23 protein-coding genes are annotated in these 18,278 nt (G+C 64.7%); 6 read left to right on the forward strand and 17 right to left on the reverse strand.

What is annotated here, in order from left to right; all coding sequences use genetic code 11:
- Window positions 1-10 precede the first annotated feature (10 nt).
- The 5 genes from C7411_RS11735 to C7411_RS11755 all read right to left on the reverse strand — a co-directional run bounded on the left by C7411_RS11735 (window position 11) and on the right by C7411_RS11755 (window position 5,174).
- The gene (locus C7411_RS11735) at window positions 11-937 is read right to left on the reverse strand and encodes a CysB family HTH-type transcriptional regulator (RefSeq protein ID WP_110384476.1); all 927 of its coding nucleotides are present in this window, start codon (window positions 935-937) and stop codon (window positions 11-13) included.
- A 116-nt stretch (window positions 938-1,053) separates the two neighbouring features.
- Window positions 1,054-2,109 carry a sulfate/molybdate ABC transporter ATP-binding protein gene (locus tag C7411_RS11740; RefSeq protein ID WP_110384477.1) on the reverse strand — a complete coding sequence of 352 codons (1,056 nt, stop codon included), beginning with the start codon at window positions 2,107-2,109 and terminating at the stop codon, window positions 1,054-1,056.
- A 2-nt stretch (window positions 2,110-2,111) separates the two neighbouring features.
- Window positions 2,112-3,080, reverse strand: coding sequence for a sulfate ABC transporter permease subunit CysW (cysW, locus tag C7411_RS11745; protein WP_110384478.1), 969 nt, complete (start codon window positions 3,078-3,080; stop codon window positions 2,112-2,114).
- Entirely contained in the window at window positions 3,077-3,976 is a 900-nt protein-coding gene (gene cysT, locus C7411_RS11750; protein WP_110384479.1) for a sulfate ABC transporter permease subunit CysT, read from the reverse strand. Before cysT ends, cysW begins: the two co-directional genes overlap by 4 nt.
- A 139-nt stretch (window positions 3,977-4,115) precedes the next feature.
- Window positions 4,116-5,174, reverse strand: a complete 1,059-nt coding sequence (locus tag C7411_RS11755; RefSeq protein WP_110384480.1) for a sulfate ABC transporter substrate-binding protein — start codon at window positions 5,172-5,174, stop codon at window positions 4,116-4,118.
- 292 nt (window positions 5,175-5,466) lie between these two features.
- On the opposite strand from C7411_RS11755, the gene lexA reads away from it, so the two are divergent.
- The 3 genes from lexA (at window position 5,467) to C7411_RS11770 (ending at window position 7,355) form a co-directional block, all read left to right on the forward strand.
- Window positions 5,467-6,117: a transcriptional repressor LexA gene (gene lexA / locus C7411_RS11760; RefSeq protein WP_042268621.1), complete on the forward strand. Its 651-nt coding sequence runs from the start codon at window positions 5,467-5,469 to the stop codon at window positions 6,115-6,117.
- Window positions 6,118-6,194: 77 nt separating this feature from the next.
- Window positions 6,195-6,572 carry a hypothetical protein gene (locus C7411_RS11765; protein WP_110384481.1) on the forward strand — a complete coding sequence of 126 codons (378 nt, stop codon included), beginning with the start codon at window positions 6,195-6,197 and terminating at the stop codon, window positions 6,570-6,572.
- 90 nt (window positions 6,573-6,662) lie between these two features.
- Window positions 6,663-7,355, forward strand: coding sequence for a DUF2939 domain-containing protein (locus C7411_RS11770; RefSeq protein WP_243413126.1), 693 nt, complete (start codon window positions 6,663-6,665; stop codon window positions 7,353-7,355).
- Between the two features lie 99 nt (window positions 7,356-7,454).
- Here C7411_RS11770 and C7411_RS11775 read toward each other — a convergent pair whose 3' ends face one another.
- Window positions 7,455-7,925 (reverse strand): universal stress protein, encoded by a 471-nt coding sequence (locus C7411_RS11775; protein ID WP_042268619.1) that lies wholly within the window; start codon window positions 7,923-7,925, stop codon window positions 7,455-7,457.
- 317 nt (window positions 7,926-8,242) lie between these two features.
- Here C7411_RS11775 and nodI point away from each other — a divergent pair, with 317 nt between their 5' ends.
- Window positions 8,243-9,157, forward strand: coding sequence for a nodulation factor ABC transporter ATP-binding protein NodI (nodI, locus tag C7411_RS11780; protein WP_110384643.1), 915 nt, complete (start codon window positions 8,243-8,245; stop codon window positions 9,155-9,157).
- Window positions 9,158-9,185: 28 nt separating this feature from the next.
- Window positions 9,186-10,022 carry an ABC transporter permease gene (locus C7411_RS11785; RefSeq protein ID WP_110384482.1) on the forward strand — a complete coding sequence of 279 codons (837 nt, stop codon included), beginning with the start codon at window positions 9,186-9,188 and terminating at the stop codon, window positions 10,020-10,022.
- A gap of 18 nt (window positions 10,023-10,040) precedes the next feature.
- On the opposite strand, the gene C7411_RS11790 is transcribed toward C7411_RS11785, so the two are convergent.
- The 3 genes from C7411_RS11790 to C7411_RS11800 form a co-directional block, all read right to left on the reverse strand.
- Complete coding sequence (locus tag C7411_RS11790; protein WP_110384483.1) at window positions 10,041-10,463, reverse strand: hypothetical protein; 423 nt, start codon at window positions 10,461-10,463, stop codon at window positions 10,041-10,043.
- A gap of 102 nt (window positions 10,464-10,565) precedes the next feature.
- On the reverse strand, window positions 10,566-11,627 hold the full coding sequence (locus tag C7411_RS11795) for a permease (protein ID WP_110384484.1): 1,062 nt from the start codon (window positions 11,625-11,627) through the stop codon (window positions 10,566-10,568).
- 192 nt (window positions 11,628-11,819) lie between these two features.
- Entirely contained in the window at window positions 11,820-12,872 is a 1,053-nt protein-coding gene (locus C7411_RS11800) for an NADP(H)-dependent aldo-keto reductase (protein ID WP_110384644.1), read from the reverse strand.
- 187 nt (window positions 12,873-13,059) lie between these two features.
- Between C7411_RS11800 and C7411_RS11805 the strand changes: the two genes are divergently transcribed.
- A complete protein-coding gene (locus C7411_RS11805; RefSeq protein WP_110384485.1) occupies window positions 13,060-13,302 on the forward strand; it encodes a hypothetical protein in 243 nt (80 codons plus the stop codon).
- A gap of 127 nt (window positions 13,303-13,429) precedes the next feature.
- Here the strand turns inward: C7411_RS11805 and C7411_RS11810 are convergent, their stop codons facing one another.
- The 8 genes from C7411_RS11810 to C7411_RS11845 form a co-directional block, all read right to left on the reverse strand.
- Window positions 13,430-13,702, reverse strand: coding sequence for a hypothetical protein (locus C7411_RS11810; protein ID WP_110384486.1), 273 nt, complete (start codon window positions 13,700-13,702; stop codon window positions 13,430-13,432).
- Between the two features lie 577 nt (window positions 13,703-14,279).
- A complete protein-coding gene (locus C7411_RS11815; protein ID WP_110384487.1) occupies window positions 14,280-14,519 on the reverse strand; it encodes a hypothetical protein in 240 nt (79 codons plus the stop codon).
- On the reverse strand, window positions 14,516-14,722 hold the full coding sequence (locus C7411_RS11820; protein WP_110384488.1) for a hypothetical protein: 207 nt from the start codon (window positions 14,720-14,722) through the stop codon (window positions 14,516-14,518). Before C7411_RS11820 ends, C7411_RS11815 begins: the two co-directional genes overlap by 4 nt.
- Window positions 14,723-14,724: 2 nt before the next feature.
- Window positions 14,725-15,024, reverse strand: a complete 300-nt coding sequence (locus C7411_RS11825) for a hypothetical protein (protein ID WP_110384489.1) — start codon at window positions 15,022-15,024, stop codon at window positions 14,725-14,727.
- On the reverse strand, window positions 15,021-15,707 hold the full coding sequence (locus C7411_RS11830) for a glycoside hydrolase family 73 protein (RefSeq protein ID WP_181431332.1): 687 nt from the start codon (window positions 15,705-15,707) through the stop codon (window positions 15,021-15,023). Before C7411_RS11830 ends, C7411_RS11825 begins: the two co-directional genes overlap by 4 nt.
- Window positions 15,694-15,957 (reverse strand): DUF7940 domain-containing protein, encoded by a 264-nt coding sequence (locus C7411_RS11835; RefSeq protein ID WP_110384490.1) that lies wholly within the window; start codon window positions 15,955-15,957, stop codon window positions 15,694-15,696. The genes C7411_RS11830 and C7411_RS11835 overlap by 14 nt, the downstream gene beginning before the upstream one ends.
- The gene (locus C7411_RS11840; protein WP_133253640.1) at window positions 15,954-16,133 is read right to left on the reverse strand and encodes a hypothetical protein; all 180 of its coding nucleotides are present in this window, start codon (window positions 16,131-16,133) and stop codon (window positions 15,954-15,956) included. The genes C7411_RS11835 and C7411_RS11840 overlap by 4 nt, the downstream gene beginning before the upstream one ends.
- A 4-nt stretch (window positions 16,134-16,137) precedes the next feature.
- Complete coding sequence (locus C7411_RS11845) at window positions 16,138-18,225, reverse strand: hypothetical protein (RefSeq protein ID WP_110384492.1); 2,088 nt, start codon at window positions 18,223-18,225, stop codon at window positions 16,138-16,140.
- Window positions 18,226-18,278: the final 53 nt, after the last annotated feature.

The raw sequence follows: 18,278 nt of genomic DNA on the forward strand, positions 1-18,278 counted from the left end.
AGCGCGCTTTTCAGGTCGCCTCGCGCAACTGGCTCGCGATCTGCTGCTCGGTAAGCTGCGGCGCGAACATTTCGATGAGCCGGTACGCGTACTGGCGCAGGAATGCGCCCTTGCGCAGGCCCACCCGGGTCGTGCTCGCATCGAAGAGATGCTTCGTGTCGAGCGCGACGAGTTCGCTGTCGCGTTTCGGGTCGTAGGCCATCGCCGCGACGATGCCCACGCCCATGCCGAGTTCGACGTAGGTCTTGATCACGTCCGCGTCGATGGCGGTCAGCACCACGTCGGGCACCACGCCCGCTTTCGCGAACGCCTGGTCGATATGCGAGCGGCCCGTGAAGTCCTGGTCGTAGGTGATGACCGGATACTCCGCCACGTCTTCGAGCGTGAGATTTTCGCGGCCCACGAGCGGATGCGTCTTCGGCACGACCACCACGTGATGCCACGAGTAGCACGGAAACGTCACGATGTCGGGGAAGCGGTCGAGCGCTTCGGTCGAGATGCCGATGTCCGCCTCGCCGTTGATGATCATCTGCGCGATCTGTTGCGGATTGCCCTGGCGCAGCGCGAGGTGGACTTTCGGAAACACTTCGCGGAACCGGTGCACGACCTTCGGCAGCGCGTAGCGCGCCTGCGTGTGCGTCGTCGCGACCACGAGGTGGCCGCTGTCCTGGTCAGCAAACTGGCGCGCCACGCGGCGCAGGTTCTCGGCGTCGAGCAGCATGCGCTCGATCAGCTGATGCACGGCCTTGCCCGGCTCCGTGAGGCCGGTCAGGCGCTTGCCGCGGCGAATGAAAATGTCCACGCCGAGTTCGTCTTCGAGATCCTTGATCTGCTTGGAGACGCCCGACTGCGACGTATACAGCACATTCGCCACTTCGGTCAGGTTCATGTTCTGCCGCACGGCTTCGCGCACGAAACGCAACTGCTGAAAATTCATGGTCTTTCCTCCGGGACTGCTGACCGATTATTCGTTTTTTGTCGATGCGAGCACTGTAACGCTCATTGCGCCGCGATTTAAGCCGGGAATTCAAGCCGCGAATTCAAGCCGGGAATTCAGGCCGGAAATACGCGCAGCCCGCGCGGCACCGCCGTCACGCCCTCGCCGACCGAAAGCCCCAGCGCGCGCCACGACTCGCGATCGAGCTCGGCTTCGAGCACACCGCCCGTGCGGCTTTCCAGCTCCACGCGCACCGAGCCGCCCAGCGTCACCACGCGGCGCACGTCGACGACGATGCCGTCGCGGTGATCGCTCGCTTCGCGGTGCAGCACGAGGTCGTGCGGCCGCACGTAGGCGAGCGCCGGGCCCGCGAAGCTCGCGTGCACCGAGATCGGCTGCGCAGCGCCCTCGGCGACGAAACCGCGCGCATCCACGCTGCCGCGCAGCCGGTTCGCGGCGCCCAGGAATTCGTAGACGAAGGCCGTCTGCGGATGATCATAGACGTCCTGCGGGCTGCCCACCTGCTCCACGTGCCCATGATTCATCACGACGATGCGATCGGCCACCTCGAGCGCTTCCTCCTGGTCGTGCGTGACGAAGATCGTCGAGATGTGCAGGTCGTCGTGCAGGCGGCGCAGCCACGAGCGCAACTCCTTGCGCACCTTGGCGTCGAGCGCGCCGAACGGTTCGTCGAGCAGCAGCACCTTCGGCTCCACGGCGAGCGCGCGCGCCAGCGCGATGCGCTGACGCTGGCCGCCCGAAAGCTCGGACGGATAGCGCTGCGCGAGCCAGTCGAGCTGCACGAGCTTGAGCAGCTCATGCACCTTCTCGCGGATCACGGCCTCCGAAGGCCGCTCGCTGCGCGGCTTCACGCGCAGGCCGAACGCCACGTTCTCGAACACCGTCATGTGGCGGAACAGCGCGTAATGCTGGAACACGAAGCCCACCTGGCGCTCGCGCGCGCCCACCTCGCCCACGTCCTGGCCTTGCAGCACGACTTGACCCGCGTCGGCGTATTCGAGGCCCGCGATCACGCGCAGGAGCGTGGTCTTGCCACAACCGGAAGGTCCGAGCAGCGCAACCAGTTCGCCCGGCGGAAAGTCGAGCGAGACGTTGTCGAGGGCGGTGAAGTCGCCGAAGCGCTTTTGCAGATTGCTGACGGTGATGCCCATGGTTACTGCTCCCCTGCTTGAATCGGTTGGCGCACGCCGCGAGGCGCCGCGCGTTGTGAAACGTGTTGCACGGCCACGGGTTTCGGGCCGGCGTGGGCGGGAATCTCATCCGCGCCGCGCATCTCCCCCGAAAGACGATGCTCCGCGAGCAGCTTCAGGCCAAGCGTGACGAGCGCGAGCAACGCGAGCAGCGATGCCACGGCAAACGCCGCCGCGAAGTTGTACTCGTTGTAAAGGATCTCGACATGCAGCGGCATCGTGTCGGTCTGGCCGCGAATATGGCCCGACACCACCGAGACCGCGCCGAACTCGCCCATCGCGCGTGCATTGCAAAGGATCACGCCGTACAGCAAGCCCCAGCGGATATTGGGCAGCGTCACGCGGCGAAACATCTGCCAGCCCGACGCGCCCAGCACGTGTGCAGCCTCTTCTTCGTCGTTGCCCTGCGCCTGCATCAGCGGAATCAGTTCGCGCGCGACGAACGGGAACGTCACGAAGATCGTCGCGAGGACGATGCCCGGCACAGCGAAGATGATCTGAACGTTGTGGTCTTCGAGCCACGGCCCGAGCCAGCCCTGCGCGCCGAACAGCAGCACGTAGATGAGACCCGAAATCACGGGCGAAACCGAAAACGGCAGGTCGATCAGCGTGGTGAGCAGCGCCTTGCCGCGAAACTCGAACTTGGCGATCGTCCACGAGGCCGCGAGGCCGAAGGCCAGATTCAGCGGCACCGCGATCGCCGCGGTGATGAGCGTGAGCTTGATCGCGGAGAGCGCGTCGGGGTCGACAAGCGACGTGAAATAGAAGCCGATGCCCTTCGACAGCGCCTGCCAGAACACGGCGACGAGCGGCAGCACCAGAAACAGCGCGAGAAACGCGAGCGCGATGCCGGTCAGCAGCCAGCGCACCCACGCGGCTTCTGTGACCGGGTCCGGCCGGCGCGCGCTTCGTTGTTGCGGCGGCATGCTCATTGCGCCTCTCCCGCGACGGCTGCGCCCGCCACGCCATTCGGTGCGCTGCCGGCCGAAACGCCCCGGCTCGTGCGGCGTTGCAGATACCACTGCAGCGAATTGATGAGCAGCAGCATGACGAACGACACGCAGAGCATCATCACGGCGAGCGCTGTTGCGCCCGCATAGTCGTATTGTTCGAGCTTCGTGATGATGAGCAGCGACGTGATCTCCGACTTCATCGGCACGTTGCCGGCGATGAAGATGACCGAGCCGTACTCGCCCAGCGCGCGCGCGAACGCGAGCGCGAATCCGGTGAGCAGCGCCGGCAGCACCGCGGGCAGCACGACGCGGCGGAACGTGAGCCAGCGGGAAGCGCCGAGGCACGCGGCCGCCTCCTCCTGTTCGCGCTCGAAGTCCTCGAGCACCGGCTGCACGGTGCGCACGACGAACGGCAAGCCGATGAAGGTCAGCGCCACGAGCACGCCGAGCGGCGTAAAGGCGATCTTCAGACCGAGCGGCTCCAGGAACTGGCCGATCCAGCCATTGCCCGCATACACGGCGGCGAGTGAAATGCCCGCCACGGAAGTCGGCAGTGCGAACGGAAGATCGACGAGCGCATCGATCACCCGCTTGAGCGGAAACGTATAACGCACCAGCACCCACGCGAGCAGGAAGCCGAATACCGCATTGATCAGCGCCCCGCCGAGCGCGGCGCTGAACGTGAGCCGGTACGAGGCGATCACGCGCGGCGACCACACGGCGCGCACGAACTGGCTCCAGTCGAGTGTCGCCGTCTTGACAAAGGTGGCGGCAAGCGGAATGAGCACCACGAGGCTCAGGTAAGCCACCGTGATGCCGAGCGTCAAGCCGAAGCCGGGCAGCGCACTGGGCTTGCGCAATCGTAACGTTGTCATGCTCGTCGTCCAGACATGGGTTGCGCGATTCGTGCGTTGCCGATTCGCGCCGAAAAGCGCGCCCGCGGGCGCGCTTCGTTGTTATGCGGCCGCATCGCCATGCGGACCGCTTGCTGCTTGACTGCTTTATTGCGGCTCGTTATTGCGGCTGATAGATCGAGTCGAACACGCCGCCATCCGCGAAGTGCGTCTTCTGCGCGTTGGGCCAGCCGCCGAACGTGTCGTCGACCGTGTAGAGCTTGAGCTTCGGAAACTTCGCGGTGAGCGCCGCCGGGACCTTGTCCGAACGCGGACGGTAGAAGTTCTTCGCGGCGATCTCCTGGCCCTCTTCGCTATAGAGAAACTGCAGGTAGGCCTCGGCCTCCTTGCGCGTGCCCTTCTTGTCGACGACCTTGTCCACCACGGCAACCGGCGGCTCAGCCAGAATGCTCACGGAAGGCACCACGATCTCGAACTTGTCAGGGCCAAATTCCTTGAGTGAGAGAAATGCTTCGTTCTCCCATGCAATCAGCACATCGCCGATGCCGCGCTGCACGAAGCTTGTCGTCGCGCCCCGCGCGCCCGAGTCGAGCACGCCCGCGTTCTTGTAGAGTTTCGAGACGAAGTCCTTCGCCTTCTGCTCGTTGCCGCCCGGCTGGTGCAGCGCATACGCCCACGCCGCGAGATAGTTCCAGCGCGCGCCGCCCGAGGTCTTCGGGTTCGGCGTGACGATCGAGACGCCGGGCTTCGTCAGATCGTCCCAGTCCTTGATGTGCTTCGGATTGCCCTTGCGCACCAGGAACACGATGGTCGACGTGTACGGCGAGGCGTTGTCAGGCAGGCGCTTTTGCCAGTCCTTCGCGACGATGCCCTTGTTGGCGAGCGCGTCGATGTCCCATGCCAGCGCGAGCGTCACGACGTCGGCCTGCAGGCCGTCGAGCACCGAACGCGCCTGTGCGCCCGAGCCGCCATGCGACTGCTTGATGGTGAGCGTTTCGCCCGTCTTCGCCTTCCATTGCTTGATGAAGGCTTCGTTGATGTCCTGGTACAGCTCGCGCGTCGGATCGTAGGAAACGTTGAGCAGCGACGTATCCGCGTGAGCGGTCGCCGGCGCCATTGCCGCCGTCGCCATGACGCCGACGAGCGGCGCAACGCCGATGACCAGTTTTGCCGCCAGTGTTTTCAGCCAGCCCGCGCGCCCCGTTTGTGTCGTGCCCATCTATCTGTTCTCCGTTCTCGTGTGTGCTCGTTTGCGCTCATTGGTGAACTGCAGCTAACGATGGAGGCCAGTCTAGCGATCGACTTACATTATTAAAAATGATGTTTTCTTATTTTTTAATACGCAAAAGTGGTAAGGACAGAGGAAGTCGCTGCTGGAACGCGGTTTCATCCGCGCAAGCACGGGAAAGCGGCCCGATGGCAACGCTCGGTCGACGAACTTCAAGTAACACTTGAAAAGTGGCGAGTACTGTATAAAAATACAGTTACCTGTTCAAACATACAGTGGCGCCATGACCAAACTCACCGCACGACAGCAGCAGGTTTTCGATCTGGTTCGCCGGGCCATCGAGCGCACGGGCTTCCCGCCCACGCGCGCCGAGATTGCGGCGGAACTCGGCTTCAGCTCGGCCAACTCCGCGGAGGAGCATCTGCGCGCGCTGGCGCGCAAGGGCGTGATCGAACTGGCTGCGGGCGCCTCGCGCGGCATCCGCCTCGTGCCGGGGCCCGACGACCTGCCGCACCAGTTCACGCTCCCGCACCCGAGCATCATGCAGCTTTCGCTGCCGCTCGTCGGCCGCGTCGCGGCAGGCAGCCCGATCCTCGCGCAGGAGCACATCTCGCAGAACTACATGTGCGACCCGGCGCTCTTCTCGAGCCGCCCCGACTATCTCCTGAAGGTGCGCGGCCTTTCCATGCGCGACGCCGGCATCCTCGACGGCGACCTGCTCGCCGTGCAGAAGAAGGCTGAAGCAAAAGACGGCCAGATCATCGTGGCGCGCCTCGGCGACGACGTCACCGTGAAGCGCCTGAAGCGCCGTCCGAATGGGCTCGAGCTCATCGCCGAGAACCCCGATTACGACAATATTTTTGTCGAGGCCGGCAGCGCGGAATTCGCGCTCGAAGGCATCGCGGTCGGCCTGATCCGACCCACCGAATTCTAAGCAATCCGTCTGCGCGCAGTTTCCAGCGCAGTTTCCACATTGTTTGCGCATTGGCTGCGCACCGCCTGGAGAGAGTCATGGAACGCCTTGCCCGCCTGCTGCCCTTCCGCCAATTCGGCCGTCTTCGCCATCTCCGTGGAATCGCGTCGTGCGCGGTCCGCGAAGTCCGCGATTCGGCTGCCGCACTGAGCGGCTCGCTCTTCGACGACTCGCCAGACATGGTGGCGGCCAGCACGGCCGACCTGCCCGTGCTGCCCTCGGCCCAGCCGGCGTTTGCGCGTGTATCGCTCAACAGCACGCTCAACACCGAACAACCCATGCGCCGTGCACCCGTGCGCGTCTATCAGGGCCCGTCGCGGCTCATCCTCGTCGGCACGGTCGACGCGGTCTGCCGCGCGATCGACCGCTGCATTGCCGAGCAGCACAGCGACCTGCCCGCGGCGCTCGCCAAGTGAGCGGCAACGCTGCGCAAATGTGAGAAGAGGTTACGGGCGGGATCGTTTGGCCTGGTTTGCGGTCAACACCCTGTTTGAACGATTTGCCCTATGCCGATGACGGAAACTCCCTCTATCCCGCGCAAGACCCACGGCTGGAAAAAGCCCGTCGCGATCACGGTTGCTGTCGCAATGGTGGTTGCCGCGATCGGTTACGCCTATGCGTCGCCCTATATCGCGGTGAAGCACATGAAAGCCGCCGCCGACGCGCGCGACGCCGTCGCGCTCGACGAATACGTCGATTACCCTGCGTTGCGCGTGAGCCTGAAACAGCAGGTGGGCGAAATGCTGCAGCGGCGCGTCGAGGGGCAGCACAGCAGTAACCCCTTGCTGATCCTCGGCGCCGTGATTGGCGCAGCACTGATCAGTCCGCTCGTGGATGCCTACGCCACGCCGGAGGGCGTGGCCGCCCTGCTCGATGGCATGCCGCCGACGGGCAAGCCCGGCGACCGGCCGCACGCGCCGCCGCCAGCGGAATCCGGCACGCAATCCGCAGAACCGGCAGAGCCGGCGCAACCACCGCAACCGGCACCCGCCTCCGCCGCGCCACCGGCCGCATCCGGCAACCCCGCACCCGGGGCTCGGCCGGTTACCACGGCCGGCTATCGCGGCCTCAATGAGTTCGCGCTCACCTGGGACCGCGGCAGTACGGGCGAGCACTACGCCGCCATCCTGCAGCGTCACGGTCTCTTCTCGTGGAAGCTCTCGGCGGTCGAGCTAAACGAAGGAAACGTCTCGAACTGAGACAGGCCGGAAGCGACAGCGGATACGGGCCGCTCCTGTGCGAGGCGGCCTGCTTGATCCTGCTTGATCCTGCTTGGTCCGCTTGGTCCGCTTGGTCCCTTACGCAGCGGCCTGCTGCTGCTTTTCCTCAGCCGCCGACGAACACGCCACGAGAATGCTGCACGATACGCGGTCGAGCAGCGGCGTATTGCCCGCGCCCATCCACCAGCGCGAGAGTCCCGTGCGACAGCGATGGCCCACCACCACGAGGTCGGCATTCAGTTCGTTGGCCAGATTCGCGATTTCGTCGATCGGATGCCCGAACGCGAAGTGCCCCTGGGCGCGCACACCGCGCTCCGTTAGCCAGTCCACGCCTTCCTGAAGAATCTCGCGCGCCGTTTCCTCAAAGCGGCCACAGGCCACATCGGTCAGCAGGCCGGCGCTCTGGGCGATCGTCGAGCGCATGTCGACGACCGAGAGCAAATGCGTTTCGGCCTTCAGATCGAGCGCAAGGTCGGCGCCGCAACGCAATGCCTTGCGGCCTTCGCGCGAGCCGTCGTAACAAAGCAGAATTTTTTTATAGCTCGCCATGATCGCTTCTCCCCGCCCGCGTGATTTGCAGGCTGTGCGATTCTCATGATGGTGCGCCGCAATTCCACACGCAAGGGCTGGAAAACGCCAGGTGTGCATCGAAAACCGCCAGACGCATCCCGAACGGCGCACGCATCTTGTGCACGTCTGCATGCTTGCCGCGACATGCATTTGCCCCGCATCGTCAACCCGCCACGCAGCGAGGCCCGACCCGCCACGCGGCAATGCACTAAAATGGGCCGCCTTGATTCGTGCGATTTTTCGATCCCTTTGCGTTCGACCCGCGCGACCCCGTTCGACTCACGTTCAATCGGTCCATGTCCGCACCCGCCATCGAATTCGAGCAGGTCATCAAACGTTACGGAGACAGGGCAGTCGTCAACGGCCTGTCGTTCGACGTCGTTCCCGGCGAATGCTTCGGACTGCTCGGTCCGAACGGCGCGGGAAAAACCACGACGCTGCGCATGTTGCTCGGCATCGTTTCGCCCGATGCCGGGCGCATCAGCCTGTGCGGCGAGCCCGTGCCGGCGCGCGCGCGCCACGCCCGCCAGCGCGTGGGGGTGGTGCCGCAGTTCGACAATCTCGACCCCGACTTCACCGTGCGCGAGAACCTGCTCGTGTTCGGCCGCTACTTCGGCTTGTCCGCGCGCGAAACGCGCGATCTCGTCGCGCCGCTGCTCGAATTCGCGCGCCTCGAAAGCAAGGCCGACGCGCGCGTGGGCGAACTCTCCGGCGGCATGCGCCGTCGTCTCACGCTCGCGCGCGCGCTCGTGAACGACCCCGACGTGCTCGTGATGGACGAGCCCACCACGGGCCTCGATCCGCAGGCGAGGCATTTGATCTGGGAGAGGCTGCGCTCGCTGCTCGCGCGCGGCAAGACGATTCTCCTCACCACGCATTTCATGGAGGAGGCCGAACGGCTCTGCAATCGCGTCTGCGTGATCGAGGAAGGCCGCAAGATCGCCGAGGGCGCACCCAAGGCGCTGATCGAATCGGAAATCGGCTGCGATGTGATCGAGGTATACGGGCCGGACCCGGTCGCCTTGCGCGACGAACTCGCGGCCGACGCCAAGCGCACGGAGATCAGCGGCGAAACGCTGTTCTGCTATGTCGACGACCCCGCGCCCGTGCATGCGAAGCTGCGCCATCGTTCCGATTTGCGCTATCTGCACCGGCCCGCGAATCTCGAAGACGTGTTCCTGCGGCTCACGGGCCGCGAGATGCAAGACTAACGGCGGCGTACGAATCGCCAAGGACACCATGCAGACACGCACCAACAACCCGGCGCCCTCGCGCCCCGTGCATGCGGGCACGCGCGAGCCGCGCGCCGCGCTGCCCTCGAACGCCACGCACTGGGTGGCCGTGTGGCGGCGCAATTATCTGGTCTGGCGCAAGCTCGCCCTCGCATCGATGTTCGGCAATCTCGCCGATCCGATGATCTATCTGTTCGGTTTGGGCTTCGGGCTCGGGCTGATGGTCGGACACGTCGACGGCGTCTCGTACATCGCGTTTCTCGCGGCGGGCACGGTGTCGTCTTCGGTGATGATGTCGGCGAGCTTCGAGTCGATGTACTCGGGCTTCTCGCGCATGCACGTGCAGCGTACGTGGGAAGCGATCATGCACACGCCGCTCACGCTCGGCGACGTCGTGCTCGGCGAAGTGATGTGGGCCGCCAGCAAGTCGATGCTCTCGGGCGTGGCGATCATGGTGGTGGCGGGCCTGCTCGGCTACGCGAGCTTTCCTTCCATGCTGCTCGCGCTGCCCGTGATCGCGCTCGCGGGCCTCGCGTTCGCGAGCTGCGCGATGATCGTCACCGCGCTCGCGCCATCCTACGACTTCTTCATGTTTTATCAGACGCTCGTGCTCACGCCGATGCTGCTGCTCTCCGGCGTGTTCTTTCCGATCGCGCAACTGCCCGCCGCCGCGCAGCACATCACGCTGATGCTGCCGCTCGCGCATGCCGTTGCGTTGATCCGCCCCGCCATGCTCGACCGGCCGGTCGAAGACGCCGGCCTTCACCTGCTCGTGCTCGCGATCTACGTGGTGGTGCCGTTCGCGATCGCATCCGTGCTGTTTCGCCGGCGCATGATGCGCTGAAACCGCGCCGCGCGGCGTTCAGTCCTCGTCGTCTCCCCAGGGAATATCGACGTCCGAAATAAACGCGACCGTCGCGAACGGGCCGCCTTCCTGGCGGCCGACCTTGCCGTCGGCGCGATGCCATTCCACGCGGAACATCGTCGATTGGGTCTGGGCGAGCAAGCGCACCGTGCGGATCTCTTCGGGATCCGACTCCTCCACCGGGCCATCGAGCGATACCAGCAGCGCCTGCGGCCACAGACCGTCGGCCGGATCGTAGATGCGATCGCCGTCGGGAATCGAGGTATCCGCCTCGACGCCGATGGTGGCCGAGGCCTCGACGATCATCTTGCCGAGCGCGCGCAGCACCGCCGTGGCGCGGGCCGAATTGGCCTGGCGGATGGCGAGATCGCCGCGCGTGAGCGCCTGCTCGAGTTTCGGATTGGTTTTTTGCTTTGCCATGCTGGTTTCGGGCCGCGGCCCGCTCCGTGGCGGACGGCGAACCGCCCGCGTTTTACAAGAATGCCAACGCTGAACGCATGGCGCCTGCCCGTGCCGGCGTCCCTAGAAGCCAAGCGCCACCGCCGCGAGCCCGGCGGCGATGCCGAAGAACACCACGGTCGTGCCCACGACGGCGAGCATGCGCGGCCGGAACGAGCCCGCCAGCATCGCGAACGACGGCACGCTCACGGGCGGCAGCGTCATCAGCAGCGCGCCCGCGGGACCCACGCCCATGCCGAGCGCGAGCATCGCCTGGATGATGGGGACTTCGCCCGCCGTGGGGATCACGAACAGCGTGCCGACCACGGCGAACGTGACGATCCAGCCCAGGCTGCTCGTGAGTTCCGGGCCGATGTGCGGGAAGAGCCACGCGCGCGCGGCGCCGAGCAACAGCACCAGCACGATGTATTCCGGCACCAGCCGCACGGCCATGCGCACAAAGATACGCGCCCAGCGCACGAAGACGTTGCCGCCCTCGGCCTGCTGCTGGGCGAGTTGCGCGAGGCGGTCGTCGGCGGCACGCGATTCCTCGGGCGTCACGAGCCGGTTGCAGACCCAGCCGAGGCCGAACACCATCAGCAGGCCCAGTGTGAGACGCAGCGCGCTCCACTGCCAGCCGAGCACGAACCCCATGAACACGAGCGTGGCGGGATTGAGCACCGAGTTGCCGAGCCAGAACGCAATCGCGCCGCCCGCCGATGCATTGCGCGCGCGCAGGCCCACGACCACGGGCGCAGCGCAGCAGGTGCACATCATGCCGGGCACCGCGAGCAGGCCGCCGGCGGCCACGCTGCCGAAGCCGCGCCGGCCGAGCACGCGCGCGACCCATTGCACGGGCAGCAGCGCCTGCACGCCGGAGCCGAGCAGCAGGCCGAGCACCATGGCCTGCCAGATCGCCTTGCCGTAGGCATAGGCGTAATCGAGCGCGGCGGAGAACGAGGGATCGGGAGCCGTAGCCGAGCCGCCCATCAGGATCGATTTGCCGATCGAATGCGTTTGCTCGGCGGTGAATGCGCGGTGATAGTACGGGAACCACTTCACGTAGAAGAGACCGGCCACCGCCAGCAAAATAAAAATGGGCCAGCCGTAAGACGGGGGCGATTGCGCTGGACGTGCGCTCGTCATTGTAAAAATTCTCCGGGATTGAGCGTATGGACGGCCGCCCGGACGCCGTCACGCGAGGCGTGATGGCGCCCCGGGCGGCGCATGCTGGATCGTAGTGTATGCCTTGCGAATCGCCAACGACTTTGCTGCGTTGGCGACTCGCGCGGCGCCGCGCGGCCCGGCAAGGGGCAGCGCGGTTCCCTCGCGCTCCCTTTAAGGGGCCGGATTAGGCTGCTGCTCGTGCAGCGCGTCGATCTGCGTGAGTAGTTCGGGGGTAAGCTTGACGTCGGCGCTGGCGATATTTTCCTTCAACTGCTCGAGCGAGGTCGCGCCGATCAGATTGCTGGTGAGGAACGGCCGGCTGTTGACGAACGCGAGCGCGAACTGCGCGGGCGTGTAGCCATGTGCGCGGGCGAGTTCCACATAACGCGTCGTCGCGGCCACCGATTCCGGCTTGCTGTAGCGCTTGAAGCGCTCGAACCGGGTGATGCGCGCGCCTTCCGGACGCGCCCCGCCCTCGTACTTGCCCGAAAGCCAGCCGAACGCGAGCGGCGAATACGCAAGCAGGCCCACGCCTTCGCGGTGCGCGAATTCGGACAGGCCGCTTTCGAAGGTGCGGTTGAGCAGGCTGTACGGATTCTGGATGCTGACGATGCGCGGCAGCCCGAGCTTTTCTGCGGCGCGCAGGAACTGCGCGACACCCCACGGCGTTTCGTTCGACACGCCGATATGGCGAATCTTCCCGGCCTTCACGAAGTCGGCGAGCACGCTCAGTGTTTCCTCGATCGGCACCGTGTACGCATCGTCGAGATACGGATACATGTTGCGGCCGAAGGTCATCGTGCTGCGGTCGGGCCAGTGCAGCTGATACAGGTCGACGTAATCGGTCTGCAGGCGCTTCAGGCTGCCGTCGAGCGCTTCGGTCAGATTCTTGCGGTCGAACTGGTTCTGCGGCCCGCGAATGTGCTGCGGGTTGTGCGGCTGACGCGCCGGGCCCGCGATTTTGGTGGCGAGCACGATGCGCTCGCGCGCCGCGCGATGCTGCGCGAGCCACGTCCCGATGAAGCGCTCGGTCTGCCCCTGCGTCTGCGGGCGCGGCGGCACGGGGTACATTTCAGCGGCATCGACGAGCGTGACGCCCTGGTCGAGCGCGTAGTCGATCTGCTCGTGCGCCTCGCGCTCCGTGTTCTGCTCGCCCCACGTCATCGTGCCGAGCCCGATCAGGCTCACCTTGACGTCGGTATCGCCGAGTGTGCGGTATTCCATGGAAACGTTGTCCATCAGTTCGGTTAGGGGAGCGCCGAAACTACCACGGCGCGAGAATTTTTTCAGGAGTTGCAGAATACGGCCGTATTGCTCCGCAAGCGGCCGCGTATCGGCCACGGCCGGCCGCGGCGCCGCCCGGCGGCGGACGTGCCAGAATCCGCGCATGCGCCTACGAGGAGACAGCGGCATGGAAAACCGACGCAGCTACGAATATATGGGTTTCGACATGACAGCCGGCGTGGACGGCAGCCACGAAGCCGGCTTTTTCGTCTCGACGCAAATCATCCAGAGCCTCACGGATGCCGAAAACGCCAACGTGCCGGTCGACGGCATCGCCGCCGGCCGCTTTCCGACCCAGGACAATGCCTTCGACGCGGCCTTCGACCGCATTCGCGAGGCCATCGACAGTCGCCTGCGTGCCGCTTCCTGAGCACCGCCCCGGCAACAAACCGGAACGGACGCACAAAAGCAAAAGCCGGACGTCGCAATGACGTCCGGCTTTTATGCCGCCCGACCGGCGGGCGGCTCCGGCAACGAATCGGGAACTTCGGCGCGACTTACTGGCCGAAGAAAACCGATTGCGGGCCCGCGGCCTTCGCGTGGCTGCCCGACTGCGAAGCCGTGCCGGCGACACCGCCGTAAGCCGTTTGCGCGCCTTGTTCCTGGACGCGTTCGGCGGCCACGGTCTGAACGCTCTGGCCACGCTGCGAAGCCGGCGCGCCGATGTCCGGGCGATAGAACGGTGCCGGGCCGTAGCCGCTGGCGAACGCCGGAGCGGCAACAGAAGCGGTGGCTGCAACCAGCAGCGCTGCAATGAGTTTGGTCTTCATGGTGGACTCCAATATCAGGTTCAATTGCGGATCGGGAAGGCGCCGCGCCTGGGAGGTCAGTGCCCACGAGCTGCGTCAACGAAACTCAGTGTATACACCTACTATCGGAAAATAATCGCGATAATCCGAATTTACTATTCTCCGTTCAACAACAATCCGCTCAGGCAATTCTGACGGGGCTGAGCGACGAACAGACCCTAAAAGCACCCTCAAAAAAATTTGCGCGACGCAACAAAATCCACATGGATTACATAACGCGCGTGGGGTTTTTCGGCCCAAAATGGCCCTTTGGCGTGCTTTCTGCTGGGGAATTCTGCGAATTGGCGCAGTGCGCAAAGGGTACGAAGAGCCAGGCCCGTATGCGTTAAAATGCAAGGTTGATCCACGCCAGCCGTCACTCCCCGGTTTCCCATCGCCATGTCCGCCAACCGTCAAGCCAGCCCCCGCCGCGTTTCTGTCGCGCCGATGATGGATGGGAGCAACTGCGAAGCTGAAAAGGCCGTGGGATGAGGCTTAGGCGGGAATGCTATAAAGTCCTGTAGCACCGATGTAGGACCAACGGGCTGGACGCAGCCTTTTATTTCCCGTCGGGAATAACGGCATCGTCGCCGATGGTCGACGTCAACGCGTTGTCACAGTGCCCGGGATTGATCCAGTCCAGGAGGCGGCAAAGAACGCATCCCCACTGCCGCCCGGCGTCACGCGCCTTTGCCGAGCGCTCGCTGATGGTCTCGTTCGGCGAGCCACCGAAAACCGTATTCACAGCCTGGTCGAACAGCAGCGCGAAATTCAGGAAGTAGCGGCCGACCTTCGTCATTTCGCCACCTGCGGGCAATTTTTCTGGCGCGCGATCTCGTACGCGATGACCTCGCGCTTCGTTTCCGGGGTGTCAGCGCTCGACGCGGACATCGGCGAAAGCCACGAACAGGAGGTGTCGACGATACGCGGCGCGGGGGGCGCCGGGCAATCGTGCGCGCAACCAGCGAGCATGGCGACGATGAGCAGAATCAGGATGCGCATGATCAATCCTTGCGGAGCGCGCCCAGTTGATTCAGCTGGGCGTCGAGGTTGGCGTCGGGAATAGCGGCCGCCTGTTGGTCTGCAGCAGCCTTGTTAGCCGCGTCCTGCTGGCCCGCCAGCGCGGCAGCTGCATCACCTTGCGCGACGCTGGCCTGCGCCTGCGCAACGGTCGCAGCAGCCTTGGCCGTGGCCGTCTTGGCTTGCTGGTGCCGCAATACGCCGAACAGCACGCCGCCTGCACCGATGAGCCAGGGGATGATGGCCGCAAGGTGGGCGGCCAGAAACGTGGCGATGATGGTCATGCTTGCGGTTCCGGGTGATCGAGCGCGCCCAGCCCTCGCGTGCTCATGATGGCAATCAGCTTGTCGGCGTAGAGCGGATCGGTGGCGTAGCCAGCCTTCGCTATTGCGCGCGCGAAGCCGGGGCCGTCCTTGAACGCGAACGCCGGCTTATATCTGGGATTGCTGGTCAGGAACGTGGCGTGATCGTCGATACTGCCCTGCCAATCGCGGTACGCGCGAAAGCGTGCGGTGATCTCGATCGTCTTGCCCTCGACCACCTCGTGCGTCACCTGCGCCGTCACCGCGCCCTGCCATGACGAATCGGCCTTGATGCCGAACAGGTTCATGCCCGGCGCGCGGCGCCCCCAACTTGATTCCAGCGCGGCCTGAGCGACGGTCACGCTAGCGGGAACGCCAGTACGGCGCGCACACACCTGCGCGGCCGTCGAGATCGCAGCGATGAAAGCCGCGGGCGTGCTGAAGTCCGTCACCAGTGCGGGCGCGGCGCTCACCGGCGCGACTTCCGGTTTGGCCACTGGCACCGACGGCGCTACAGGAACCGGAACCACAGGGGCGACGACGGGCGGCGGCGCGGCGGTTGCAGGCTTTGGCGCGGCGCTCGGCGCGCTACTGGGCGAAACCGTCGGCGCGGGTACGCGGCGGAACAGCGCGAGCAGCGCTGCAAAGAGGTCACTGAGCCCCATCGTGGCCTCCATGCGCGCTGATCTCCAGCACGCGCGCGATCATCGTGATGATCATGCCCACTACCGGCACGATCGTGGCCGGTGCCTTCGGGAAGAACGTCATCACCCACGGCGCGATGCTCGGCCAGTTGTCCGAGAGGATGCCGACCAGGTGCGGCGCGGCGGCGAGCACGAAAGCGCCCGCGGCCAGTAGGCGCATTTCCGACCACTTCCATGCTTGCTTCCAGTCCTCGACGAGTTTGATTTTCATTCGGCCTTCCCCTTGCGCGGAAACCACTGGTTTTTGATGGTCCCCAGTAACGTAATTAGCGTGAGCACCGATACCCACCACGAGAGCGGATGGTCCCCGAGAGACAGCCACCCGCTCCAGATCGCGCCCCACCCCGTTGCGAGCCAGTTGGTCATTTGTTGGAGTTCTTTTTGCATGGGCTTACCCATAGATTGAGACGGCTTCCGAACCTGCTGCCGTGTTCGTGAAGATGATCTTCAGCAGCTTCTGAGTGCCCGACGGAATCACGAAGCTGCCGCTGCTGGTAAGGCCCGCCATCGTCACGCCGCTGCCCGGCGAGAGCGTCATCGAGCCATTCGTCGAGTTGATGATCAGGAGATCGACCGTCTTGTTCAGGCTCGGGCTTGCCATCGCGGCAACGAGCGCGGCGGCGGCCGGCGTCGTGTTCGTGAAGCTTCCCGGCGTGCCACCGATATAGGCGATGCCACCGAGCACCTGGGCGGGGGTAAGCGTCGCGCCAGGGGTGCCGGTGAAGCCCTGCGGGTTCGTCTGCGTGGCCGAACTGATCGGCAGCGAAGTGGAGGTCAGATCCGCGCCCGCGTAGCTCTGCGAGTCTGTGCTGTTCCACTGCACTTCCTTCGTCTGCGAGCCGCGCCAGTCGTTACCGAGTTCGATCGTGCCGGTGGCGCCAGAGTCGAGTTGCAGCCCGTATTGCCAGTTGTTCGGCGTGCCGTAGATGTTGTTCGTGCTCGCGAGCACCAGCGTGTTATCGGAATTGCCACCGAGATGCAGCGCGGGCTGCGAATTGGCGGTCATCGTCGTACCTGCCTGGAAATCGCAACCGATATAGCGCGTATTGCGCGCGTTGCTAAAGACCGCGCTTCCCTTTCCCTGGCCGATCGAGCAGCCCATGAAGGTGATGTTGCGGGTGTACGAATAGGACAGGTCCGGATAGATCGCGACCACATATCCATCTGACGAACCTTGGCCCGTCTGGCCGGATGCCTGGATCAGCGCGCAGTCCACAAACTTGAAGTTCGCGCCGCCGTTGATCTGGACGGTATTAAGCTTCGCTCCCTCGGTCTGCACGTCCGTGAACTGCAGGTAATTCGGGAAGTTGTTCGCCGACTCGGCGCTGTTGTAGACGAGGATGCTGACCGTGCACTGGAGGATGTTGCAGCGCGTGGCGATCAGCGTCGCGACCAGGCCGTCGATGACCAGGCCGTTCGCGCCCGAGTACATGCAGTTGACGGCCCAGTTATCCAGAATCAGCCAATCGGAGCGTCCCGAGCCATCGCCCGCGGCATGCCAATAGATGCCGTAGCCGGTGCTGCTCGTGACGCCCTGCATCACCACGTCAGCGATCTTGACGGTGTTGTTTTGGTAAAGCTCGATGCCCGTCCAGCAACCGTTGATTTCGAGGTTCTGCAGCACGATCTGATTGCTGTTCGAGCAATAGACCGTGCGGCCGCCAGTCTTCGTGCCGAACTGGAGTCGCAGGTTGCGCAGTTCGAAGCCATAAATCTGCGAGGCGAAGCTCGCACCTTCGAACGTAATGCAGTCAGCCGAGCCGTTGTTGAACGTGATCAGACTGCCCTGGCGATTCACGCCCACGATCGAAATGCCGCCAGCGGTAATGCTGAGCGTGCCGCCGATCATGTAGCCCGACGAGCTCGCTGGCACAAACAATTCGCCGCCGCCAGCCGCCTGCAGCACGTTGATCACGTTCTGGAAGAACGTCGTGTTGTCGGTGGTGCCGTCGGCCTTTGCGCCTGCCTGAGCGACAGAGAGGATGCCGGACCATTTCAGATACCAGCGACCGCCGTCGGCGGCCACGATGATCGTCACGCCGTTGTCTGCGCTCGACGTGTCGTTCGTGTTGAGCCAGTAGATGCCGCCGCCGCTATCGCCTGCGGCGTAATAACCCTGCACGATCGCGGTTTGCGCGCCGGACTTCGGCAGCGTGCGCAGCGTCGCGATATTCGGCACGACGACGCTCAGGAGAGACGTGACGCCATTGCCGATGTTGTCCTGCGTCCAGATCGTGTTGCCGCGCGAGTCCTGCAACACGAACTTATAGGCCTGCCCATAGGTCAGCCATACCGAGGCCTCGCCGCGTGCGTTCAGCGGTACGGGGTTGGGATTCGACGTGCCGCCTGTAGAGTCGGTATAGGTCGCCTGAGGCGTCGACGTGCCGGCGGCATAAGTCCAAAGCTGGCCCGATACGAGCGGGTTATTGTTGTTGTCGAAGAAGCGCTGCATCGGCAAAGGTGCAAGCTGAACGCTCATCTTTGACCCTCAAATAAAAAAACCCGCCACAAGGGCGGGTTCGATGTCTTCAG

Source organism: Paraburkholderia silvatlantica, from assembly GCF_003096715.1.
Taxonomy (GTDB): Bacteria; Pseudomonadota; Gammaproteobacteria; order Burkholderiales; family Burkholderiaceae; genus Paraburkholderia; species Paraburkholderia silvatlantica.

Coding starts and splice junctions, on each gene's coding strand:
- C7411_RS11735 (WP_110384476.1), bottom strand. CDS start 937: ATGAATTTTCAGCAGTTGCGTTTCGTGCGCGAAGCCGTGCGGCAGAAC.
- C7411_RS11740 (WP_110384477.1), bottom strand. CDS start 2,109: ATGGGCATCACCGTCAGCAATCTGCAAAAGCGCTTCGGCGACTTCACC.
- cysW (WP_110384478.1), bottom strand. CDS start 3,080: ATGAGCATGCCGCCGCAACAACGAAGCGCGCGCCGGCCGGACCCGGTC.
- cysT (WP_110384479.1), bottom strand. CDS start 3,976: ATGACAACGTTACGATTGCGCAAGCCCAGTGCGCTGCCCGGCTTCGGC.
- C7411_RS11755 (WP_110384480.1), bottom strand. CDS start 5,174: ATGGGCACGACACAAACGGGGCGCGCGGGCTGGCTGAAAACACTGGCG.
- lexA (WP_042268621.1), top strand. CDS start 5,467: ATGACCAAACTCACCGCACGACAGCAGCAGGTTTTCGATCTGGTTCGC.
- C7411_RS11765 (WP_110384481.1), top strand. CDS start 6,195: ATGGAACGCCTTGCCCGCCTGCTGCCCTTCCGCCAATTCGGCCGTCTT.
- C7411_RS11770 (WP_243413126.1), top strand. CDS start 6,663: ATGCCGATGACGGAAACTCCCTCTATCCCGCGCAAGACCCACGGCTGG.
- C7411_RS11775 (WP_042268619.1), bottom strand. CDS start 7,925: ATGGCGAGCTATAAAAAAATTCTGCTTTGTTACGACGGCTCGCGCGAA.
- nodI (WP_110384643.1), top strand. CDS start 8,243: ATGTCCGCACCCGCCATCGAATTCGAGCAGGTCATCAAACGTTACGGA.
- C7411_RS11785 (WP_110384482.1), top strand. CDS start 9,186: ATGCAGACACGCACCAACAACCCGGCGCCCTCGCGCCCCGTGCATGCG.
- C7411_RS11790 (WP_110384483.1), bottom strand. CDS start 10,463: ATGGCAAAGCAAAAAACCAATCCGAAACTCGAGCAGGCGCTCACGCGC.
- C7411_RS11795 (WP_110384484.1), bottom strand. CDS start 11,627: ATGACGAGCGCACGTCCAGCGCAATCGCCCCCGTCTTACGGCTGGCCC.
- C7411_RS11800 (WP_110384644.1), bottom strand. CDS start 12,872: ATGGAATACCGCACACTCGGCGATACCGACGTCAAGGTGAGCCTGATC.
- C7411_RS11805 (WP_110384485.1), top strand. CDS start 13,060: ATGGAAAACCGACGCAGCTACGAATATATGGGTTTCGACATGACAGCC.
- C7411_RS11810 (WP_110384486.1), bottom strand. CDS start 13,702: ATGAAGACCAAACTCATTGCAGCGCTGCTGGTTGCAGCCACCGCTTCT.
- C7411_RS11815 (WP_110384487.1), bottom strand. CDS start 14,519: ATGACGAAGGTCGGCCGCTACTTCCTGAATTTCGCGCTGCTGTTCGAC.
- C7411_RS11820 (WP_110384488.1), bottom strand. CDS start 14,722: ATGCGCATCCTGATTCTGCTCATCGTCGCCATGCTCGCTGGTTGCGCG.
- C7411_RS11825 (WP_110384489.1), bottom strand. CDS start 15,024: ATGACCATCATCGCCACGTTTCTGGCCGCCCACCTTGCGGCCATCATC.
- C7411_RS11830 (WP_181431332.1), bottom strand. CDS start 15,707: ATGGGGCTCAGTGACCTCTTTGCAGCGCTGCTCGCGCTGTTCCGCCGC.
- C7411_RS11835 (WP_110384490.1), bottom strand. CDS start 15,957: ATGAAAATCAAACTCGTCGAGGACTGGAAGCAAGCATGGAAGTGGTCG.
- C7411_RS11840 (WP_133253640.1), bottom strand. CDS start 16,133: ATGCAAAAAGAACTCCAACAAATGACCAACTGGCTCGCAACGGGGTGG.
- C7411_RS11845 (WP_110384492.1), bottom strand. CDS start 18,225: ATGAGCGTTCAGCTTGCACCTTTGCCGATGCAGCGCTTCTTCGACAAC.